This window comes from Cronobacter malonaticus LMG 23826, from assembly GCF_001277215.2.
GTDB classification, from domain to species: Bacteria; Pseudomonadota; Gammaproteobacteria; order Enterobacterales; family Enterobacteriaceae; genus Cronobacter; species Cronobacter malonaticus.
This window is the reverse complement of sequence record NZ_CP013940.1, coordinates 2,427,794-2,448,306: the sequence shown is the minus strand read 5'-3', so window position 1 is coordinate 2,448,306 and position 20,513 is coordinate 2,427,794. Positions and strand designations below refer to the sequence as shown.

Here is a 20,513-nt window from a genome sequence, read left to right as displayed (position 1 = left end):
CCGGGTTCCCATGAAGAAAATGTTGCGCGTCGCGCTACTGCTGGTTCTTGTGCTTGCCATCGCGGCAGGCGTCGGTTACTGGAAAGTGCGCCAGCTGGCGCACAGCCCTCTGCCGATTGCCAAAGAAACGATTTTCACCCTGAAGCCCGGCACCGGGCGTCTGGCGCTTGGTCAGCAGCTTTATGACGAAAAGCTCATCACGCGCCCGCGCGTGTTTCAGTGGTTGTTGCGCCTGGAGCCGGAGCTTTCTCACTTTAAAGCGGGCACCTATCGATTCACGCCAAAAATGACCGTTCGTGACGCCCTGCGTCTTCTGGCAAGCGGTAAAGAGGCGCAGTTTCCGATCCGTTTTGTTGAAGGCATGAAGCTCAGCGACTGGCTGAAGCAGCTACGCGACGCGCCGTATATCAAGCATACGCTTAAAGATGACGACTATGCGACGGTTGCGCAGGCGCTCAAATTTGAACACCCGGAGTGGGTGGAGGGCTGGTTCTGGCCGGATACCTGGCTCTATACGGCGAATACCTCTGACGTCACGATCCTTAAACGCGCGCATGACAAAATGGTAAAAGCGGTCGATAGCGTCTGGAAAGGACGTATGGACGGACTGCCGTATCAGGATCCAAATCAGCTGGTGACGATGGCGTCGATTATTGAGAAAGAAACGGCGGTGGCGGCGGAACGCGACCGGGTGGCCTCCGTCTTTATCAACCGTCTGCGTATCGGCATGCGGCTGCAAACCGACCCGACGGTCATTTACGGCATGGGTAAGGACTACAACGGCAAACTGTCGCGAAAGGATCTGGAAACGCCAACGCCGTATAACACCTATGTCATCAGCGGCCTGCCGCCAGGCCCTATCGCCATACCGGGCGAGGCGTCCCTGAAAGCGGCGGCGCATCCGGCGAAAACGCCGTATCTCTATTTCGTGGCAGACGGCAAGGGCGGCCACACGTTTACCACGAATCTCGCCAGCCATAATCGTGCGGTGCAGGATTATCTCAAGGCGCTTAAGGATAAAAATGAGCAGTAAATATATTGTTATCGAAGGGCTGGAAGGCGCCGGAAAAACCACGGCGCGCAATCTGGTGGTGGAGACGCTGAAATCGCTTGGCGTCACCGACATGACGTTTACCCGCGAGCCGGGCGGCACGGTGCTGGCGGAAAAACTGCGCAGCCTGGTGCTGGATATCAAATCGGTCGGTGATGAAGTGATCACCGATAACGCGGAAGTGCTGCTGTTTTACGCGGCGCGCGTACAGCTGGTGGAAACAGTCATTAAGCCAGCACTCGCGCGTGGCGAATGGGTGATCGGCGATCGTCATGACCTCTCAACGCAGGCCTATCAGGGCGGCGGGCGCGGTATCAATCGCGAGTTGCTGGCTACGCTGCGTCATGCTGTGCTCGGCGATTTCGCACCGGACCTGACGCTCTATCTGGATGTCGACCCGCGCATCGGGCTTGAACGCGCGCGCGCACGCGGTGAACTCGATCGCATCGAGCAGGAGTCGCTCGACTTCTTTAATCGCACCCGCGCCCGCTATCTTGAGCTCGCCGCCGCCGATCCGCGTATCATCACGATTGACGCCTGTCAGCCGCTGGAGGCTGTCAGTCACGATATTCGTGCGACGGTGACGCGCTGGGTGCAGGAGCAGCAATAATGAAATGGTATCCGTGGCTGCGCCCCTCGTTTGAACATCTGGTCGGCAACTGGCAGGCTGGCAGGGGACACCATGCGGTATTGATCCACGCGCTGCCCGGCATGGGCGACGACGCGCTGATTTACGCGCTGAGCCGCTGGCGAATGTGCCAGCAGCCACAGGGTCAGAAAAGCTGCGGTGAATGCCGCGCCTGCCAGTTGATGCAGGCGGGCACACACCCGGATTATTATCTGGCGGAGCCGGAGAAGGGCAAATCGACGCTCGGCATCGACGCTATCCGCGAAATTAATGAAAAGCTCTACGATCGCGCGCGGCTCGGCGGTGCCAAAGTGGTGTGGATCAAAGAGGCGGCGCAGCTGACCGAAGCCGCCGCCAACGCGCTGTTAAAAACGCTGGAAGAGCCGCCGGAAAACACCTGGTTTTTGCTGGGCTGCCGCGAGCCGGAGCAGTTGCCCGCGACGCTTCGCAGCCGCTGCTTTAGCTGGCATCTCGCGCCGCCCGACACGCGCTACGCCGAAGCCTGGCTTGCGCGCGAGACGCAGGCGGAGCCGTCGCGTATCAACGCCGCGCTGCGTCTCACCGGCGGCGCGCCCGCTGCCGCGCTTGAGTTGCTCCAGCCAGAGCAGTGGCAACAGCGCGTGGCGCTTGGCGATAAAATGACAGCGGCGCTGACGAGCGGCGACTGGCTCTCCCTGTTGCCGGCGCTGAACCATGAACAGGCGCCATTTCGGCTGCACTGGCTGGCCGCGTTCCTGATGGATGCGCTGAAGTGGCGTCACGGGGCGCAAAGCGCGCTGGTCAACACCGATTACCCGGTGCTGGTGGCGCAACTCGCGCAGCGGTTTTCACCTGCCGTCATTCAGACGATGCTCGATTCCCTGTTCCGCTGCCGCGACAGGCTGCTTAACGTTGCGGCCGTCAATCGCGAATTGCTGCTGACCGAACTGTTACTCACCTGGGAGCGCTACATGCGCCCTGACGCGGTGCTTCCTTCTTATCACCTCTGAGAGAGACGTTATGTTTTTAGTCGACTCACACTGCCATCTCGATGGCCTGGATTATCAGTCTCTGCATAAAGATGTGGATGATGTGCTGGCGAAAGCCGCCGCACGCGACGTGAAATATTTTCTGGCGGTCGCCACGACATTGCCGGGCTACACCGCCATGCGCGAGCTTATCGGCGAGCGTGACAATGTGGCTTACTCCTGCGGCGTGCATCCACTGAATCAGGACGAAGCGTACGATGTAGAAGAGCTGCGTCGTCTGGCCGCCGATCCGCGCGTGGTGGCGATGGGCGAAACGGGCCTCGATTACTACTACACGCCGGAAACTAAAGCCCGCCAGCAGGAATCCTTCCGCCACCATATCCGCATCGGCCGCGAGCTGAACAAGCCCGTTATCGTTCATACGCGCGATGCCCGTGAAGATACGCTCGCTATTCTGCGCGAAGAAAAAGTGACGGACTGTTCAGGCGTACTACACTGTTTTACGGAAGACAAAGAGACGGCAGGTAAACTACTGGATCTGGGTTTTTACATCTCGTTTTCCGGCATTTTAACCTTCCGTAACGCGGAGCAGATCCGCGAGGCCGCGCGCTATGTTCCGCTCGACCGGATACTGGTGGAAACTGACTCGCCGTACCTGGCGCCGGTTCCGCATCGCGGTAAAGAGAATCAGCCAGCGATGGTGCGCGATGTGGCGGAATATATGGCGGTGCTTAAGGGCGTGAGCCTGGAAACGCTTGCTGAAACCACCACCCGCAACTTCTCCACGCTGTTTCATATCGACCTCGCCACGCTGCAATCTGCCTGAAAATCTGAGTTATTTTAAAGCTCGTAATTAATGGACAAAGCGAGTAAAGTTCACCGCCGAAATTCGGGCGGTGAACGGCGATTTATAAACATCCTGAAACACTTAATGTAAAGAATCGCAAGTTTTCCCCCAGGGCTTGTTTGAAACGTGATAGCGGTCAAACAAAGATCGCGTGATTTATTTTACTCTGCGTAATAAATAAAGGGCGCTCAGATGCCCTGTTTATGGCCCGTTTCTCCCCCGGGCTGATGCGTGAAACGCGTAAAAAAAGCACAAATACTCAGGAGCACTCTCAATTATGTTTAAGAATGCATTTGCTAACCTGCAGAAGGTGGGTAAATCGCTGATGCTGCCGGTTTCCGTACTGCCTATCGCAGGTATCCTGCTGGGCGTCGGTTCTGCAAACTTCAGCTGGCTGCCAGCCGTGGTTTCCCACGTCATGGCGGAAGCGGGCGGTTCGGTTTTCGCCAACATGCCGCTCATCTTCGCTATCGGTGTTGCGCTGGGCTTCACCAATAACGACGGCGTTTCTGCGCTGGCCGCTGTGGTGGCTTACGGCATCATGGTGAAAACCATGGCGGTCGTGGCTCCGCTGGTTCTGCATCTCCCACCAGAAGAAATCGCGGCGAAACACCTGGCTGATACCGGTGTGCTTGGCGGGATCATCTCGGGTGCGATTGCAGCCTATATGTTCAACCGTTTCTACCGCATTAAGCTTCCTGAGTATCTGGGCTTCTTCGCCGGTAAGCGCTTCGTGCCGATCATCTCTGGTCTGGCGGCGATCTTCACAGGCGTTATCCTGTCCTTCATTTGGCCGCCGATTGGTTCCGCTATCCAGACGTTCTCTCAGTGGGCGGCGTACCAGAACCCGGTTGTGGCGTTTGGTATCTACGGCTTCATCGAGCGCTGCCTGGTGCCGTTTGGTCTGCACCATATCTGGAACGTACCTTTCCAGATGCAGATTGGCGAATTCACCAACGCGGCAGGTCAGGTGTTCCACGGCGATATCCCGCGCTACATGGCGGGCGACCCGACCGCGGGCAAACTCTCTGGCGGCTTCCTGTTTAAAATGTACGGTCTGCCGGCTGCTGCCATCGCTATCTGGCATTCGGCTAAACCGGAAAACCGCGCCAAAGTGGGCGGTATCATGATCTCCGCGGCGCTGACCTCGTTCCTGACCGGTATTACCGAGCCGATCGAGTTCTCCTTCATGTTCGTGGCGCCGATCCTGTACGTTATCCACGCGATTCTGGCAGGTCTGGCTTTCCCGATCTGTATCCTTCTGGGTATGCGTGACGGTACGTCCTTCTCCCACGGCCTGATCGACTTCATCGTTCTGTCCGGTAACAGCAGCAAACTGTGGCTGTTCCCGATTGTGGGCGCGGGCTACGCGGTGGTTTACTACACCATCTTCCGTGTGCTGATCAAAGCGCTGGATCTGAAAACGCCGGGTCGTGAAGACGCTACCGAAGACACCAAAGCCGCTGGCACCAGCGAAATGGCACCGGCTCTGGTGGCCGCGTTTGGTGGTAAAGAGAACATCACTAACCTCGACGCCTGTATCACTCGTCTGCGCGTAAGCGTGGCCGACGTAGCTAAAGTGGATCAGGCTGGCCTGAAGAAACTGGGCGCTGCGGGTGTGGTTGTGGCAGGTTCCGGTGTTCAGGCGATTTTCGGTACCAAGTCCGATAACCTGAAAACCGAAATGGATGAGTACATCCGTAACAGCTAATCCTGGCTGACGGGGAGATAAAAAGAGGGAGGTGCAAGCCTCCCTTTTTTACGTCTGTCATAAGGGTAAAGATGAGAGCGCACAGGGATAGCGTCGATAAACCTCGATCGCGGCAGACATTATTCCGCAGATAAAAAAGGGAGCCATCAGGCTCCCTTTTGTTCGTAGAGATAAATGTCAGAAGCTGTAGCTCGCCGTAACGGAGAAGTTACGAGGTGCGCCGTAGACGCCATACGTGCCCAGATAATCGTAATACTCTTTATCAAACACGTTGTTCAGGTTGGCCTGAACCGCCAGGTTTTTGGTTGCCTGATAACGCGTGAACAGATCCACCACGGTATAGCCGTTCTGGGAAATACGCGTGTCGCCATTTGGCCCAACAATGTCCTGCCAGGTTTTGGTCTGCCAGCGCGCGCCGCCGCCCACGGTCAACGCAGGCAGCGTCGGCAACTGGTAACGCGTGAACAGTTTCATCGTGGTGCGCGGCTGATCCGGGTTAACGGCCACACCATCGCCCGCTTCGGCCACATAGCGGCTGGCGCCGAAGGTCAGTTGCCAGTTATCGGTCAGCGCGCCGTTCAGCTCAAGTTCAACACCTTTACTGACGGTGCCATCAACGGATTTATAGGCCGTCTGTCCGCCGGAGCCAGGGATGATCACACCGGTGTTCACCGCTACATTGTCCTGCTCAATGCGGAACACCGCGAGAGAGGCCGTCAGGCGGGTGTTAAACCAGTCGGCTTTGAGCCCGGCTTCATAGGCCTTACCGGTGGTCGGGTCGAGGAACTCGCTGTTTACATCGCGTTGGCCGCTCGGCTGGAAGATAGAGGTATAGCTGGCATACGCCGACCAGGTATCGTCGATATCGTAAATCAGGCCTGCGTAAGGCGTCACATCATCCGCTTTGCTGCGGCGGATTTCATCCGGCTTACGTTCCAGATTGTATTTCGCATTCCATTCGGTGTATCGCGCGCCCAGGATCAGATGTAGCGGATCGGCAAGTGACAGGCGCGTGGCGGCGTAAATGGATTTCTGACGAATTACGTCGCGCTGGTAGAGCGCAAAGCTGGACCACGTCGGGTTCGCCAGCGTGCTGCCGTTATAGTCGTGAATATTCCCGACATCCATCAGGCCGGAATTATCATTCACCGGATAGGCGTTATCGTAGTTGTTGCGCTGGCGGCTGTAGCTGCCGCCAAACATCATTTCATGCTGACGGCCCGCCAGCTCGTACCCGCCGCGCACGAAGGCGTCGACCGAATCCTGCTTACGCTCGCCCACGTTCCAGCCGCCCCACGCACCCTGCCAGAGCGCGGCGTTGTAACGGCCAGTGGTTTTATCCGGGAAGCCGTCGATATACATCAGGCGGTTATCGAAATTGGTTTCGGCATGCATCGCGTTCACTTTCGCCTCCCAGCCGTTATCGAAGCGCTGCGTCAGGTTGGCAAAAATTTTGGTGGAGTCGAGGTCTGAATACGCCCAGTCGGCGGCGGTGTTAAAACCACGGCGGAAATGCGTCCGGCTGCCGTCGCTGTAAAGGGAAGGGAAGCCGCCCCAGGTCGGGCTGTCCTCTTCGCTTTTCTGATAGTCATAGCCGAGTGACAGCAGTGTCGATTCAGTGATGTCGGCATCCACGACGCCATAAATGAATTTTTTGCGGTAATGGTTACGCTCAACGAAGCTGTCGTTATCCTGATAACCGGCGACCACGCGCCCGCGAACTTTACCGGACTCTACTAGGGGCGACTGCACATCCATCACGTAGCGTTGTTTGTCCCAGCTGCCATAAGTGGCAGAGACGTTGCCTTTGAATGTTTGACTGTCAGCGTGTTTACGCACCATATTCACATACGCCGACGGGTTGCCGGTGCCGCTCATCAGCCCGGCCGCGCCGCGCACGATTTCGATTTTGTCGTAAATCGCCGTGTCGCCCGCGGTGTCGCCAAAGTTCCAGCGGTTATCAAGAAACGTCGGCATATCTTCGTAGGCGAAATTGCTGATGTAAAAACCGCGCGCGAAGAAATTGGTACGGCTGGTGTCGATGCGCGAGGCGGTCACGCCCGTGGTGTTTTCCAGCACATCTTCAATGGTGTTCAGTTGCTGATCCTGCATGCGCTGCTGACTAATGACGCTGACCGACTGCGGAATGTCGCGCGGCACCAGGAGCATTTTCGTACCGGATGTGGTGGTTTTGACGCTGTAATCCTGTGACTCGTCAGGCGTGCCGCTGTCAGCGGCGGCATCGACCACAATCGTATCGCTGGCGGCTGGCGCTGCGTAAGCCGCGGGCGCTGCCAGCGCGCTGGCGATACTGAGCGCGAGCAAAGAGGGAAGGGAAGACGTCGGAACGACGCCCTGACGGAGTGCATGCTTAGCCATGTGTTGCCCTTAAAAAAAGAAAATGATGCTGCGCATCAGGCTGTTGTCATACGACGCTTTCCGGCGGCTTCCTGGCCTGATGAAAAGAGTGCGCGGGACTAAAACAACGTTCCACTGTCAATAAGAATGAGAAATATAATCATTTGTCTTTGCGGTGTAAACAAATGTAAGACGCGTTACAAACTCATGCGTAAGCAGAGCGGGATAACTATCAGGCGCAGCGGTATCAGGAGACGCGGGCAGTGCGCTATAAATATCCGCTTTATAAAGAAAAACCGGGGCAAAGGTTGAAAGGAAGCGATTATCTCGCTCATACTCTTAACGTTTATCCAAGAAGGAAAAAAACCATGGCCGAAGAAACCATTTTCAGCAAAATTATTCGTCGTGAAATCCCTGCCGATATTGTTTATCAGGATGAGCTTGTCACTGCGTTTCGCGATATTTCTCCCCAGGCCCCGACCCACATTTTGATTGTTCCGAACGTGCTGGTGCCAACGGTCAATGACGTCACGGCGGAACACGAGCAGGCGCTGGGGCGTCTTTTTACCGTCGCGGCGAAAATCGCACAGCAGGAAGGCATCGCGGAAGATGGCTATCGCCTCATCATGAACTGCAATCGTCACGGCGGGCAGGAGGTTTACCACATCCATATGCATCTGGTCGGTGGCCGCGCGCTGGGGCCGATGCTTGCGCATAAAGGCCTCTGAGATGGCCCGCGTACGCACAGGCTGGCTGTTGGCCGCGTTGCTGATGGCGGGTTGCCGCTCCGCGCCAACCATTCCCGTTAGCGACGATCAGGCGGTAGTGATGGAATCCAGCGTGCTGGCGGCGGGCATCACCGCTGAAAAACCAGACTTTTCTTTGCAAAACGGCAAGCCTGTCGCCGCCGCGACCATTTACAATAACAAAGACGCGCCCGTTACCGTGCACTACCGCTTTTACTGGTATGACGCCCGCGGGCTGGAAGGCCAGCCGCTGGAAGTCCCGCAGACGGTCGTTATCCCGGCCCAGGGACGCGTAACGGTGACCAGTCAGACTGACTATCTGGCGGCACGGAAAGCCCGTCTTTATCTCTATCTCTGAAGGGGGAAATGTTGAACAGAATGTATCGCTATGCGCTGCTGGCGACCGTCGCCCTGGCGCTGTCGGGCTGTATTTTGCCCGGCGAGCAAAAACCGGCACCGGTTGAAGAAGCGCAGCCAGGCACGCAGCAACCGACGCAGCCTGTACCAGAGCCGACGCAGCCGGTACCAACCGTGCCGTCCGTCCCGTCGATTCCGGCGCAGCCTGGCCCGATTGAACATCAGCCTGAAAACGCGACGCCTGAGCCAAAAGCGCGTACCTATGACTGGAACAGCGCAATGGCGCCGATGGTCGGCAAAATGTTGCAGGCTGACGGGGTGAACGCAGGCAGCGTGCTGCTGGTCGATAGCGTGAACAACCGCACCAATGGTTCGCTGCAAACCGGCCCGGCTACCGAAGCCCTGCGCGGCGCGCTGGCGAATAATGCCAAATTCACGCTCGTTTCTGCGCAGCAGCTTTCAATGGCGAAACAGCAACTGGGCCTTTCGCCGCAGGATAGCCTCGGCTCGCGCAGTAAAGCCATCGGCATCGCCCGCAACGTGGGCGCGCAGTACGTGCTTTACGCCAACGCCAGCGGCAATGTGAATGCGCCTACGCTGCAAATGCAGCTGATGCTGGTACAGACCGGCGAAATTATCTGGTCAGGTAAAGGTGCCGTTCAGCAAACCCAGTAATCTGAGCCCGGAAGGGTTCTTAGCGCAAAGTTTTCCGGCGGCTTCGGCCGCCGGTGTCGTTTGTGCGCTGCCCGGCCTCAGCGACGGCGCCTGGCAGGTGGTCGTTGATGATGAAACGCTGGTGGCGCGCCGCGACGTGCGCAAAAGCCGCGCCCGCAGCCCGCGCCAGTATCGCGCGCTGAAACGGCTGCCTGTGACGCTCGCCCCGCGCCCGCGCTGTTGCGTCAACGGCTGGCTGGCGGTCACGTTTTTACCGGGTGAGATCCAGGACGCGCTGCCGCCGGTGCCGCAACTCGGCGCGCTGCTGTATCATCTGCACCAGCAGCCGCGTTTTGGCTGGCGGATCGAACTGCTGCCGCTGCTGCTGCGTGACTGGCAGCAAAGCGCGCCTTCACGCCGTACGCGCTTCTGGCTGCGACTGTTGCACCGTTTACGCCGCGCGGGCGAGCCGCGTCAGCTGCGCCTCGCGCCGCTGCATATGGATGTCCATCCCGGGAATCTGGTCTGGCAGCAGGACAAACTGATGCTCATCGACTGGGAATACGCCGGGGATGGCGACGTGGCGCTGGAGCTTGCCTGCGTCTGGCTTGATGACGAAACGCGCCAAGCGCTCATTACCGATTATGCGCACCGGGCGGCTATCGACGAGACGCAACTGCGCCGTCAGGTCGCGCGCTGGCGTCCGTGGAGCGGGTTGCTGATGGCGGGCTGGTATGAGCGCCGCTTTCAGGAAACCGGCGACCGCACATTTATCACACTTGCAGACGAGGCCTGGCGCCAGCTGCAAACGCGTTAACACGAAGGGAGAGAAACATGGGTCCGGTCATGCTGGATGTGGAAGGTTATGAGCTTGATGCCGAAGAGCGTGAAATCCTCGCGCATCCGCTGGTGGGAGGGCTTATCCTCTTTACCCGCAACTATCACGATCCAGAGCAGTTGCGCGAGCTGGTCCGCCAGATCCGCGCGAGCGCCCGCAATCATTTGGTGATTGCCGTAGACCAGGAGGGCGGGCGCGTACAGCGTTTCCGCGAGGGCTTTACCCGCCTGCCGGCGGCGCAAAGCTTCGCCGCGCTGCTCGGCATGGACGCGGGCGGCAAACTGGCGGAAGAAGCCGGCTGGCTGATGGCCTGCGAAATGATCGCGATGGATATCGATATCAGTTTTGCGCCGGTGCTGGATGTCGGGCATCTCAGCGCCGCGATTGGCGAGCGTTCCTTCCACGATAAGCCTGAAAACGTGCTGGCGATGGCAAAGCGTTTCATCACCGGCATGCAGAGCGCGGGAATGAAAGCGACGGGCAAACATTTCCCCGGCCACGGCGCCGTGAGCGCTGATTCCCATAAAGAGACGCCGCGCGACCCGCGTCCGGCCGCGGAAATTCGCCGCCACGACATGCTGCCGTTTCGCGAACTCTTTAGTTACAACATGCTTGATGCGGTGATGCCGGCGCACGTCGTCTATAGCGACGTCGATCCGCTGCCGGCGAGTGGTTCGCCTTACTGGCTGAAGCAGGTGCTGCGTAAGGAGCTGGGGTTTGATGGCGTGATATTTTCCGACGATCTGTCGATGGAAGGTGCGGCTATCCTCGGAAGCTATGCGGAGCGCGGCCAGGCGGCGCTGGATGCCGGTTGCGATATGATCCTTGTCTGTAATAATCGTAAGGGTGCCGTAAGCGTTCTTGATAACCTGTCACCGATCAAAGCAGAGCGTGTTACACGTTTGTATCATAAAGGTGTAATTACGCGTCAGGAACTGATGGCGTCGGCGCGCTGGAAGCAGGTGAGCGGGGAGCTTACCGCGCTGCATGAGCGCTGGCAGACGCACAAGGCGGGGCAATAACGCTTGCCCTGAAGCTGCTACGCTGGGATGAGAATGCGATGATTATCTACTTACACGGTTTCGATTCAAACAGTCCGGGTAACCACGAGAAAGTACTGCAACTGCAGTTTATCGACCCGGACGTGCGGCTTATCAGCTACAGCACGCGTCACCCGAAACATGACATGCAGCATCTGCTGCGCGAAGTGGACAAAATGCTGCAACTGAATGTCGATGACCGCCCGCTCATCTGCGGCGTGGGGCTTGGCGGCTTCTGGGCGGAGCGTATCGGCTTTTTGTGCGACATCCGCCAGGTGATTTTCAACCCGAACCTGTTTCCGTATGAAAACATGGAAGGGAAAATCGACCGGCCGGAGGAGTATCTCGATATCGCCACCAAATGCGTTGAGAACTTTCGCGAGAAAAACCGCGATCGCTGCCTTGTTATTCTCTCGCGCGAGGATGAAGCGCTGGACAGCCAGCGCTCCGCCGAACTGCTGCACCAGTATTACGAAATCGTCTGGGATGAAGAGCAGACGCATAAATTCAAAAACATCTCGCCGCATCTTCAGCGTATCAAGGCGTTTAAAGCGTTGGGGTAATCCCGACGTCACGCCGACATTTTGCATTACCGAATAAACGGGTCAGCCAAACGCTGGCCCGTTTTTGTTTAACTTTAATGCATAAAAATTGATGCACATCAAATTTGGTATGACCAATGCACCGTTCATGTTATGCTCATACCTGTTGTGAGCGGTGTTGCTAAACTATTGTTAATTAAAAGCTATTTTTAATAACTTTGAATTAACAATTAGTTAAACACTTTAAGGGGGTCACGTTGACTACGCCATTAAGAAAGATCGTTATCGTGGGCGGCGGCGCCGGCGGGCTGGAGCTTGCAACGCAGCTCGGCCACAAACTGGGCCGTGGCAAGAAAGCGAAAGTCACGCTGGTGGATCGCAACCACAGCCATCTGTGGAAACCGCTGCTGCATGAAGTGGCAACCGGTTCGCTGGACGAAGGCGTCGACGCGCTGAGCTATCTGGCCCACGCGCGCAACCACGGCTTCCAGTTCCAGCTCGGTTCGGTGGTGGACATCAACCGCGAAGCCAAAACCATTACGCTTGCTGAACTGCGTGATGAAAAGGGCGAGCTGCTGGTGGCGGAGCGTAAAGTGCCTTATGACACGCTGGTCATGGCGCTCGGCAGTACCTCTAACGACTTCAACACGCCGGGTGTGAAAGATCACTGCATCTTCCTCGACAACCCGCATCAGGCGCGCCGTTTCCATCAGGAAATGCTTAACCTGTTCCTGAAATATTCCGCGAACCTCGGCGCTAACGGCAAAGTCAATATCGCGATTGTCGGCGGTGGCGCGACGGGCGTTGAGCTTTCCGCTGAGCTGCATAACGCGGTGAAACAGCTGCACAGCTATGGTTACAAAGGGCTGACCAACGAAGCGCTGAACGTGACGCTGGTAGAAGCGGGCGAGCGTATTCTGCCTGCGCTGCCGCCGCGTATCTCCAGCGCCGCGCACAATGAGCTGACCAAACTTGGCGTGCGCGTGCTCACCAATACCATGGTGACCAGCGCGCAGGAAGATGGCCTGAATACCAAAGACGGCGAATTTATTCAGGCTGACCTGATGGTCTGGGCGGCAGGCATCAAAGCGCCGGATTTCATGAAAGAGATTGGCGGCCTGGAAACCAACCGCATCAATCAGCTGGTGGTGGAGCAGACGCTGCAAACCACGCGCGACCCGGATATTTTCGCCATCGGCGACTGTGCGTCCTGCCCGCGTCCGGAAGGCGGCTTCGTCCCGCCGCGCGCCCAGGCGGCGCACCAGATGGCCTCCTGCGCGCTGGATAACATCCTGGCACAAATTAAAGACAAGCCGCTTAAGCCGTATGTCTATAAAGACAAAGGCTCGCTGGTGTCGCTGTCGAAATTCTCGACTGTCGGCAGCCTGATGGGTAACCTGATGCGCGGCTCAATGATGCTCGAAGGGCGCATCGCGCGCTTTGTTTACATCTCGCTGTATCGCATGCACCAGATTGCGCTGCACGGTTACTTTAAAACCGGGCTGATGATGCTGGTAGGCAGCATCAACCGCGTGATCCGTCCGCGCCTCAAGCTGCACTAAGCACGACATCCGCCTCTGTTACACAGGGGCGGATGACATTTTATTTCCGTCACATTTTCCCTTCAGACAACTCTCAATCCGCTGATCTGCCCCACGTTATCCTGTTTTTTGAGTCGTTTTCCGATATCCCACCTGTGGCCTTAATTGCAAAATTGTTACTAATTGCACAGCCGGGAGGAATTCCTGTGAATAAATCAATGTTAGCGGGTATTGGTATCGGGGTAGCAGCTGCGCTGGGCGTAGCGGCGGTGGCCAGTCTGGATGTTTTCAGTTCTTCGCCGAAATATGCCCAGGTGGTTTCAGCCACCCCTATCAAAGAGACGGTGAAAACGCCGCGTCAGGAGTGCCGTAACGTTACTGTCACGCACCGCCGTCCGGTTCAGGACGAAAACCGCCTGACCGGCTCGGTACTGGGCGCGGTGGCAGGCGGCGTCATCGGTCATCAGTTTGGCGGCGGGCGCGGTAAAGATGTCGCGACGGTCGTCGGCGCACTAGGCGGCGGCTATGCGGGCAACCAGATCCAGGGCCATCTGCAGGAAGGCGACACCTACACCACAACGCAGCAGCGCTGCAAAACGGTGTATGACAAATCAGAGAAAATGCTGGGTTACGATGTGACATACCGCATCGGCGAAGAGCAGGGCAAAATCCGTATGGATAGCGATCCGGGCAGCCGTATTCCACTGGACAGCAATGGACAGCTGGTTCTGAATCAGAAAACCTGAAAATAAAATAGCGTTACGCAACGATTGCCCCTCTTGCGCTCAGGCGGAGGGGCTTTTTTTTGGTTTTTGCAGGTGAAAGTAACCCAATGAGAGTTATGAAAACGCTCATGCCGCACGGTACTGCGGAACATGAGCGTTTAAGAACCATTACATAGCATTGTGTTGTCTGAATAAGATAAAACCAGTGATCAGCACTGATAAAAATGCAAAAAGGATAGAACCACCGCAGAACAACCAAAGGCCAAATAACAATGTTATTACTATTAACACCTTAAATAATGGTAATAGCAAAGCCATGTTCATCTTCCTTCTGTAGGTGTATAGCCAAAAAGCGTCTCGCGTCGTCCATATATGAAACTCGATACACCACGGATACTGTGTGGAAAAACGTCCTCGTCCCTGCACGGCCCCGTCTTCATGACGTAAATAGCTCCTGTTCTAATAATTGATGGTGCTAATTAATTAGCACACGAATAATCATTTCTTTAACGGTAAAAGAGTAGCTATTCTGGAGGATATATTTGCCAGTTTTTACCTATTAATGATCGGCAGGAAAAGCGATCCAGAAGGAATAAGATATTCTTTGCAGTTATATGTGAAGAGTGAGCGACGGGTGCCGCTCACGGGGTGTGGTAAATACTTTACAACAAATGCGGCCATAACCGCATAGTCATATTCACAATTTCAATCAATTCGTCCTGGGTGGCGCCTTCACGAGCGCTGACAGACATGCCGTGTACCAGGCAGCTAATATAGCGTACCAGCGCGGGCAGGTTAGTGTTTTCAGGAATCTCTTTCAGTGCCTGCCGCTCACTAAAAAACCGCAGCAAAATGGCCTCACGCTGCGTGTTACGCGATTTCAGCGTGGCGGCTATCTCCTCTGACGAGGCGGCCAGCGCAGCGGAGGTTGTCACCAGAAAGCAGCCGGCGGGCGTCTCTTTGCTGGCGAAGCAGCGGGCCACCGCGCACAGATAATCATGCAACGCTTCGTCGACGCGTTTTTCGGCGTGAAACAGCAGGGTTTCCTGCTGCTGTGCGAAACGCGCGATATAGCGATCGAGCACGGCGCGGAACAACCCTTCTTTATTGGTGAATTCCGCATACAGGGTCGGTGCTTTGGCACCGGTCGCTTCAACCAGGTGCGCGAGCGACGTCGCTTCGTAACCGTGCTGCCAGAATAGTGCCATGGCCTTATCAAGCGCCGCTTCCCTGTCGAACACTTTTGGACGGCCACGGCTTTTTTTTGCGCAACTTTGGGCTTCTGTTGTCATAGTGCCGTTTAACCTCTTATGTAAACCTGCCCCCAAAATACTCCTTTTTTCCCCCGTAGTACCAGCAAAACCGCGCCGGAAGTGCGTTGCAGGCGGGGAGCCGGGTGCAAGTGATTAATATAACGATCGTTAAAAATTATATTGACACGTGATGTAGATCACAACTATCATTTATCTATCGATCGTTAATTAAATTGATGTTAACGACCACGCAACCAAATCCGCATTGCAAAAGAAAAGGGTACCCTCATGAAAAATGTTAAAGCACTGTTAGCCGCCGCCGTACTGAGTTCATTATCCTTTGCAAGCGTTGCCGCCGTTGAAGTGCAGTCTACGCCAGCCGGCCAGCACAAAGCGGGCACCATCACCGCGACCGCAGGGACTAACCTGTCCTCGCTGGAAGCTGAACTCGCGCAGAAAGCTGACGACATGGGCGCAAAATCGTTCCGTATCACTTCTGTCAACGGCCCGAACAATTTGCACGGCACCGCAGTCATCTATAAATAAGCCGTCACGGTCACGTATTAAAAAGGCCCTGTCTTCGGACAGGGCCTTTTTGTTTCAGATGGCGTCGCTGGCGGGTGTGAGGGGATGCGCGGTAACGTTAACCGGCACGCCGGAGCGCAGGCGCAGGGCGTGTTCCATCACCTCGCGATCGGTCTGCGGGGCGGCTTCAAAGGTGTTGAGCGTCGCGTCCAGCACGATCGGCAGCGTTTTCGGATCGTCCTCGATGCGCTTTGACAGTGGCTGATGCACTTCGACAAAGCGACGCCCGTCCGGCTCGACAGACGCTTTCACCGGCGCATTGATGATATTGACGCGCGTACCAACCGGCACTGCGCTGAACAGGTGTTTGATGTCGTCATCGCGCAGGCGGATACAGCCGGAGCTGACGCGCATCCCGATGCCGAAATCCGCATTCGTGCCGTGCAGCAGATAGACGCCGCCGTAGGCCGCAAGGCGAATCGCGTGGTGGCCCATCGGGTTGTCCGGCCCGGCAGGCATCACGGCCGGTAAATCGATGCCTTGTGCTTTATAACGCGCGCGGATATTAGCCGTCGGCGTCCAGGTCGGGTTGGCGCGCTTTTGCGACACCGTGGTCTTCATGGTCGGCGTCAGCGTGTCACCGTCAAGCTGGCCGATGCCAATCGGGTAGACGGTCACTGTGTTCTCGCCCGGCGCAAAATAGTAGAGCCGCAGTTCGGCAAGATTAATCAGAATGCCTTCGCGCGGGGCGTCCGGCAGCAGCATCTGGCGCGGAATGGTCAGTACGCTACCCGCGCGCGGCACATACGGATCAACGCCCGGATTTGCCTGCAACAGCGCCAGAAAGCCGACGTTATAGCGTTTGGCGATGGCCTCCAGCGAGCCGCCGTCGTCCGCTACCGTGTGATAGAGGGTTTCACCAATCAACCGGCTGCCCGGCGCGGGCAGGGGGTAAGTATTCGCCAGCGCCTGGCTTGCGCCAAACGTCATACCAGCGACAAGCGCCAGCCATGACAGCCAGCGAGAAAAACGCGCGTATTCTCTTTTCATTTACAGATCCCAGAGTCAGAGAAGCTTTTGTAATTCCTGAATAAAGAGAGAAGTATGGCGGGGCTTCGTCCAGGGAAACCCTGGACGATTGCAAAGGATTGTAAAGTTACACCCTGCGCGGGGGCGTGAAGGCGTTAAGGCAGCGTGTGTTCGGCGAGTTGCGCCATAAACTGACGCACCCATTCCATACGCGTTTTCCGCTCTTCCAGCTCGCGGAAGAATTTCAGGCGCGTCGGCCCGTCGAGACGGTAATGTTGCGGCTCTTTTTGCAGCAGGCCGATAAGCCAGCCCGGATCGACATGGTTTTTCTCGGCAAACTCAATGGTGCCGCCTTTCTCGTTAGCTTCGATTTTACGCACGCCAAGTTTCTGCGCCTGCTGGCGCAGGGCCGCGATATCCAGCAGATTGCGCGCCGGGTCCGGCAGCAGGCCAAAGCGGTCGATAAGCTCCACTTTGATCTCTTCAAGCTCCTGCTCTTTTTTGGCGCTGGCGATGCGCTTATAGAACGACAGTCGCGTGTTCACATCCGGGATAAACGCCTCCGGCAGCAGCGACGGCATCCGCAGCTCCACTTCCGTCTGCTGGCTGGTGAGATCTTCAAGCGACGGCTCGCGCCCGGCCTTCAGCGCGTCAACGGCGTTTTCCAGAAGCTCCATATAGAGTGAGAAGCCGATGGTTTCCATCTGACCGCTCTGATCTTCGCCCAGCAACTCGCCCGCGCCGCGAATCTCCAGATCGTGCGTCGCCAGCGCAAAGCCCGCGCCGAGATCTTCCAGCGACGCGATCGCCTCCAGACGCTTCTGCGCGTCGGTGGTCATCGCCTTCGGCGGCGGCGTCAGCAGCCACGCATACGCCTGATGATGCGAACGCCCGACGCGGCCGCGCAGCTGGTGCAACTGTGCGAGACCAAAATGATCGGCGCGCTCGATGATAATGGTGTTAGCGGTCGGAATATCGATGCCGGTTTCGATGATCGTGGTGCACACCAGCACGTTAAAGCGCTGGTGGTGGAAATCGTTCATCACCCGCTCAAGCTCGCGCTCGCGCATCTGGCCGTGACCGATGGCAATGCGCGCCTCCGGCACCAGATTCGCCAGCCGTTCGGCGGCCTTCTGGATATTCTCGACATCGTTGTAGAGGTAATAGACCTGGCCGCCGCGCAGCACTTCACGCAGGATGGCCTCGCGCACCACCAGATTGTCATACTCGCGCACGAAGGTTTTCACCGCCAGACGGCGCGCGGGCGGCGTGGCGATAATCGACAGGTCGCGCATGCCGCTCATCGCCATGTTGAGCGTGCGAGGAATAGGCGTCGCGGTGAGGGTCAGAATATCCACATCGGCGCGCATCGCCTTAATGCGCTCTTTGTGACGCACCCCGAAGCGGTGCTCTTCATCGACAATCAAAAGACCGAGGTCTTTCATTTTGACGTCGCTCTGCAACAGCTTGTGGGTGCCGATAAGAATATCGACTTTGCCTTCAGCGGCCTGCTCCAGCACCTGCGCCTGCTCTTTGGCGCTGCGAAAGCGCGACAGCAGCTCGATGCGCACCGGCCAGTTGGCGAAGCGATTGCGGAAGTTGTCGTAATGCTGCTGGGCCAGAAGCGTGGTCGGCACCAGCACCGCCACCTGTTTATTGTTCTCGACCGCCAGGAACGCCGCACGCATCGCTACTTCGGTTTTCCCAAAGCCCACGTCGCCGCACACCAGACGATCCATCGCCAGCGGCTGGCACATGTCGCTCAGCACTGCGTTAATCGCCTGCGCCTGATCGGGCGTAGTCTCAAACGGGAACCCTTCGCAGAAGAGCTGATACTGCTCTTTGTCATGCTTAAAGGCGAAACCGGATTTCGCGGCGCGCTGGGCGTAGATATCCAGCAGCTCCGCCGCCACGTCGCGCACTTTTTCTGCTGCTTTCTGGCGCGCTTTCGACCACGCGTCGCCGCCAAGCTTGTGCAGCGGCGCGTTCTCTTCGGCACCACCCGCGTAGCGGCTGATGAGATGCAGCGACGACACCGGCACATAGAGCTTCGCGTCGTTGGCATAGGTGAGCATCAGGTATTCCGCCGTGATGCCGCCTGCCTCAAGCGTCGTCAGCCCGGCGTAGCGACCCACGCCATGCTCCAGATGTACTACCGGCTGGCCGGGGCGCAGCTCCGCCAGGTTGCGGATGAGCGTATCCGGGTTAATGGTGCGGCGGCTCTCCTGGCGGCGGCGCGTCACGCGCTCGCCCAGCAGATCGCTTTCGCAGATAAACGCGCGCTGGCGCAGGGTATCGATAAACCCGCGCTCGGACGCGCCGATGCTCAGGTAGCGCTCGCCCGCCTGCGCCTCTTCAAGCCGCAGAATGCGCTTCGGCATGACTTTAATGCGCGAAAGGAGTTCCGAGAGCGCCTCGCGGCGGCCCTCGCTTTCCACCGAGAAAATCACCGGGCCGGTGAAGGATTCCAGAAAGCGACGCAGGCTGTCGAGCGGCGATTTCTGCTGCGCCTGCACCGCGATATCCGGCAGCGGTTGATAGCCGAGATTGGTATTGGCGGCTTTGTCGGCCAGCGCCTCGGTTTTCAGCTGCACGCGCGGCCAGGCTTTTAACTGGGCATGAAGTTCATCGGTGCGTAGCCAGAGCTCTTCCGGCGGCAGCAGCGGGCGCATCGGGTCGACGCCGCGGTTCTCAAAGCGTGCCACGGCATCGGCCCAGAAGCGGTCGGCGCTGGCTTCCAGATCGCCCGTGCTCACCACCAGCGTGTTTTTCGGGAAATAGCTGAACAGCGGCGGCAGCGGTTCGCTAAAGAACAGCGGCTGCCAGTATTCAATTCCTGCGGGCAAGGTGCCTTTGCTTACCTGTTGGTAGATATGCTCCGGGTCGCGCTTTACCTCGAAACGGTCGCGCCACTGGCTGCGGAACAGCTCTATGGCCGCTTTGTCGGCCGGGAATTCGTGCGCCGGCAGCAGGTTTATCGCCTCAACCTCTTCCAGCGTGCGCTGGGTATCGACATCAAACAGCCGCAGGCTGTCGATTTCATCATCAAAGAAGTCGATACGGTAGGGCTGCTCGCTGCCCATCGGGTAGAGATCGAGCAGCGCGCCGCGGGTAGCGTATTCGCCATGCGCCATCACCTGATCCACATGGCGGTAGCCCGCCTGGTCCAGCTGCGCGCGTAGGGTGTCGCGTGAGAGCTGCTGGCCTTTTTGCATCACCAGCGCGTGACCGTGCAGGAAGCTGTGCGGGCAGACGCGCTGCATCAGCGTGTTCACCGGCAGGATCAGCACGCCGCGTTGCATGCCGGGCAACTGGTAGAGCGTCGACAGGCGCGAGGAGATAATCTCCTGGTGTGGCGAGAAGCTGTCATACGGCAGCGTCTCCCAGTCGGCCAGGTTCATCACCAGGCTTTCGGTAAATTGTTGTATTTCATCGTGCAGACGCAAGGCGGTTTGCATATCCGGCGCGATAAGCACCAGCGGGCCGGCATGGCGTTCCGCCATTTCCGCCACCTCAACGGCGCAGGCCGCGCCGGTCAGTTCACCCAGTTGACGCTGATCGCCCGCTTTGACGGGCAGAGAGTAACGATATTGTTCAGGCATAGAAGGCGAAGCGTGCTCCGGTTGTGCCGCTTGTCCGGGATAAAAACCCGGCGACAGAGTGGGTTAGTGGTTCCATAAATCAGATCTGGGCTTTATTA

The 20,513-nt window shown here is 57.5% G+C and carries 18 protein-coding genes; 14 read left to right on the top strand and 4 right to left on the bottom strand.

Going from position 1 to position 20,513, the window contains the following annotated elements; translation table 11 throughout:
* Window positions 1–10 precede the first annotated feature (10 nt).
* The 5 genes from yceG (at window position 11) to ptsG (ending at window position 5,205) form a co-directional block, all read left to right on the top strand.
* Entirely contained in the window at window positions 11–1,033 is a 1,023-nt protein-coding gene (gene yceG, locus AFK66_RS11550; RefSeq protein WP_023898951.1) for a cell division protein YceG, read from the top strand.
* Window positions 1,023–1,661: a dTMP kinase gene (gene tmk, locus AFK66_RS11545; RefSeq protein WP_032983332.1), complete on the top strand. Its 639-nt coding sequence runs from the start codon at window positions 1,023–1,025 to the stop codon at window positions 1,659–1,661. Before yceG ends, tmk begins: the two co-directional genes overlap by 11 nt.
* Window positions 1,661–2,668, top strand: coding sequence for a DNA polymerase III subunit delta' (gene holB, locus AFK66_RS11540; protein WP_007783361.1), 1,008 nt, complete (start codon window positions 1,661–1,663; stop codon window positions 2,666–2,668). Before tmk ends, holB begins: the two co-directional genes overlap by 1 nt.
* A gap of 10 nt (window positions 2,669–2,678) precedes the next feature.
* Window positions 2,679–3,473, top strand: coding sequence for a metal-dependent hydrolase (locus AFK66_RS11535; protein WP_023898949.1), 795 nt, complete (start codon window positions 2,679–2,681; stop codon window positions 3,471–3,473).
* Between the two features lie 298 nt (window positions 3,474–3,771).
* Window positions 3,772–5,205, top strand: coding sequence for a PTS glucose transporter subunit IIBC (gene ptsG / locus AFK66_RS11530; protein WP_007783365.1), 1,434 nt, complete (start codon window positions 3,772–3,774; stop codon window positions 5,203–5,205).
* A gap of 177 nt (window positions 5,206–5,382) precedes the next feature.
* Here ptsG and fhuE read toward each other — a convergent pair whose 3' ends face one another.
* Entirely contained in the window at window positions 5,383–7,584 is a 2,202-nt protein-coding gene (gene fhuE, locus AFK66_RS11525; protein ID WP_050500501.1) for a ferric-rhodotorulic acid/ferric-coprogen receptor FhuE, read from the bottom strand.
* Window positions 7,585–7,931: 347 nt separating this feature from the next.
* On the opposite strand from fhuE, the gene hinT reads away from it, so the two are divergent.
* From hinT to AFK66_RS11485, 8 genes are all read left to right on the top strand, one after another.
* Window positions 7,932–8,291, top strand: coding sequence for a purine nucleoside phosphoramidase (gene hinT, locus AFK66_RS11520; RefSeq protein ID WP_004385184.1), 360 nt, complete (start codon window positions 7,932–7,934; stop codon window positions 8,289–8,291).
* Between the two features lies 1 nt (window position 8,292).
* Window positions 8,293–8,667, top strand: coding sequence for a YcfL family putative periplasmic lipoprotein (locus AFK66_RS11515; RefSeq protein ID WP_007783369.1), 375 nt, complete (start codon window positions 8,293–8,295; stop codon window positions 8,665–8,667).
* A gap of 8 nt (window positions 8,668–8,675) precedes the next feature.
* On the top strand, window positions 8,676–9,341 hold the full coding sequence (gene lpoB, locus AFK66_RS11510; RefSeq protein ID WP_032968121.1) for a penicillin-binding protein activator LpoB: 666 nt from the start codon (window positions 8,676–8,678) through the stop codon (window positions 9,339–9,341).
* Window positions 9,319–10,137 carry a thiamine kinase gene (thiK, locus tag AFK66_RS11505; RefSeq protein WP_007783373.1) on the top strand — a complete coding sequence of 273 codons (819 nt, stop codon included), beginning with the start codon at window positions 9,319–9,321 and terminating at the stop codon, window positions 10,135–10,137. Before lpoB ends, thiK begins: the two co-directional genes overlap by 23 nt.
* Before the next feature lie 17 nt (window positions 10,138–10,154).
* Window positions 10,155–11,180 (top strand): beta-N-acetylhexosaminidase, encoded by a 1,026-nt coding sequence (nagZ, locus tag AFK66_RS11500; RefSeq protein WP_023898947.1) that lies wholly within the window; start codon window positions 10,155–10,157, stop codon window positions 11,178–11,180.
* A gap of 38 nt (window positions 11,181–11,218) precedes the next feature.
* Window positions 11,219–11,761 (top strand): alpha/beta hydrolase YcfP, encoded by a 543-nt coding sequence (ycfP, locus tag AFK66_RS11495; RefSeq protein ID WP_004385179.1) that lies wholly within the window; start codon window positions 11,219–11,221, stop codon window positions 11,759–11,761.
* Between the two features lie 236 nt (window positions 11,762–11,997).
* Window positions 11,998–13,302 (top strand): NAD(P)/FAD-dependent oxidoreductase, encoded by a 1,305-nt coding sequence (locus tag AFK66_RS11490; protein ID WP_032968122.1) that lies wholly within the window; start codon window positions 11,998–12,000, stop codon window positions 13,300–13,302.
* 185 nt (window positions 13,303–13,487) lie between these two features.
* Window positions 13,488–14,027, top strand: coding sequence for a glycine zipper 2TM domain-containing protein (locus AFK66_RS11485; RefSeq protein ID WP_007783383.1), 540 nt, complete (start codon window positions 13,488–13,490; stop codon window positions 14,025–14,027).
* A gap of 641 nt (window positions 14,028–14,668) precedes the next feature.
* Here AFK66_RS11485 and AFK66_RS11480 read toward each other — a convergent pair.
* Window positions 14,669–15,298, bottom strand: a complete 630-nt coding sequence (locus tag AFK66_RS11480; protein ID WP_007783394.1) for a TetR/AcrR family transcriptional regulator — start codon at window positions 15,296–15,298, stop codon at window positions 14,669–14,671.
* A gap of 249 nt (window positions 15,299–15,547) precedes the next feature.
* On the opposite strand from AFK66_RS11480, the gene bhsA reads away from it, so the two are divergent.
* Entirely contained in the window at window positions 15,548–15,805 is a 258-nt protein-coding gene (gene bhsA / locus AFK66_RS11475; RefSeq protein WP_007783397.1) for a multiple stress resistance protein BhsA, read from the top strand.
* A 54-nt stretch (window positions 15,806–15,859) separates the two neighbouring features.
* Here the strand turns inward: bhsA and ldtC are convergent, their stop codons facing one another.
* The gene (ldtC, locus tag AFK66_RS11470; protein ID WP_007783399.1) at window positions 15,860–16,834 is read right to left on the bottom strand and encodes a L,D-transpeptidase LdtC; all 975 of its coding nucleotides are present in this window, start codon (window positions 16,832–16,834) and stop codon (window positions 15,860–15,862) included.
* Between the two features lie 134 nt (window positions 16,835–16,968).
* Window positions 16,969–20,415, bottom strand: a complete 3,447-nt coding sequence (gene mfd / locus AFK66_RS11465; protein WP_023898944.1) for a transcription-repair coupling factor — start codon at window positions 20,413–20,415, stop codon at window positions 16,969–16,971.
* Window positions 20,416–20,513: the final 98 nt, after the last annotated feature.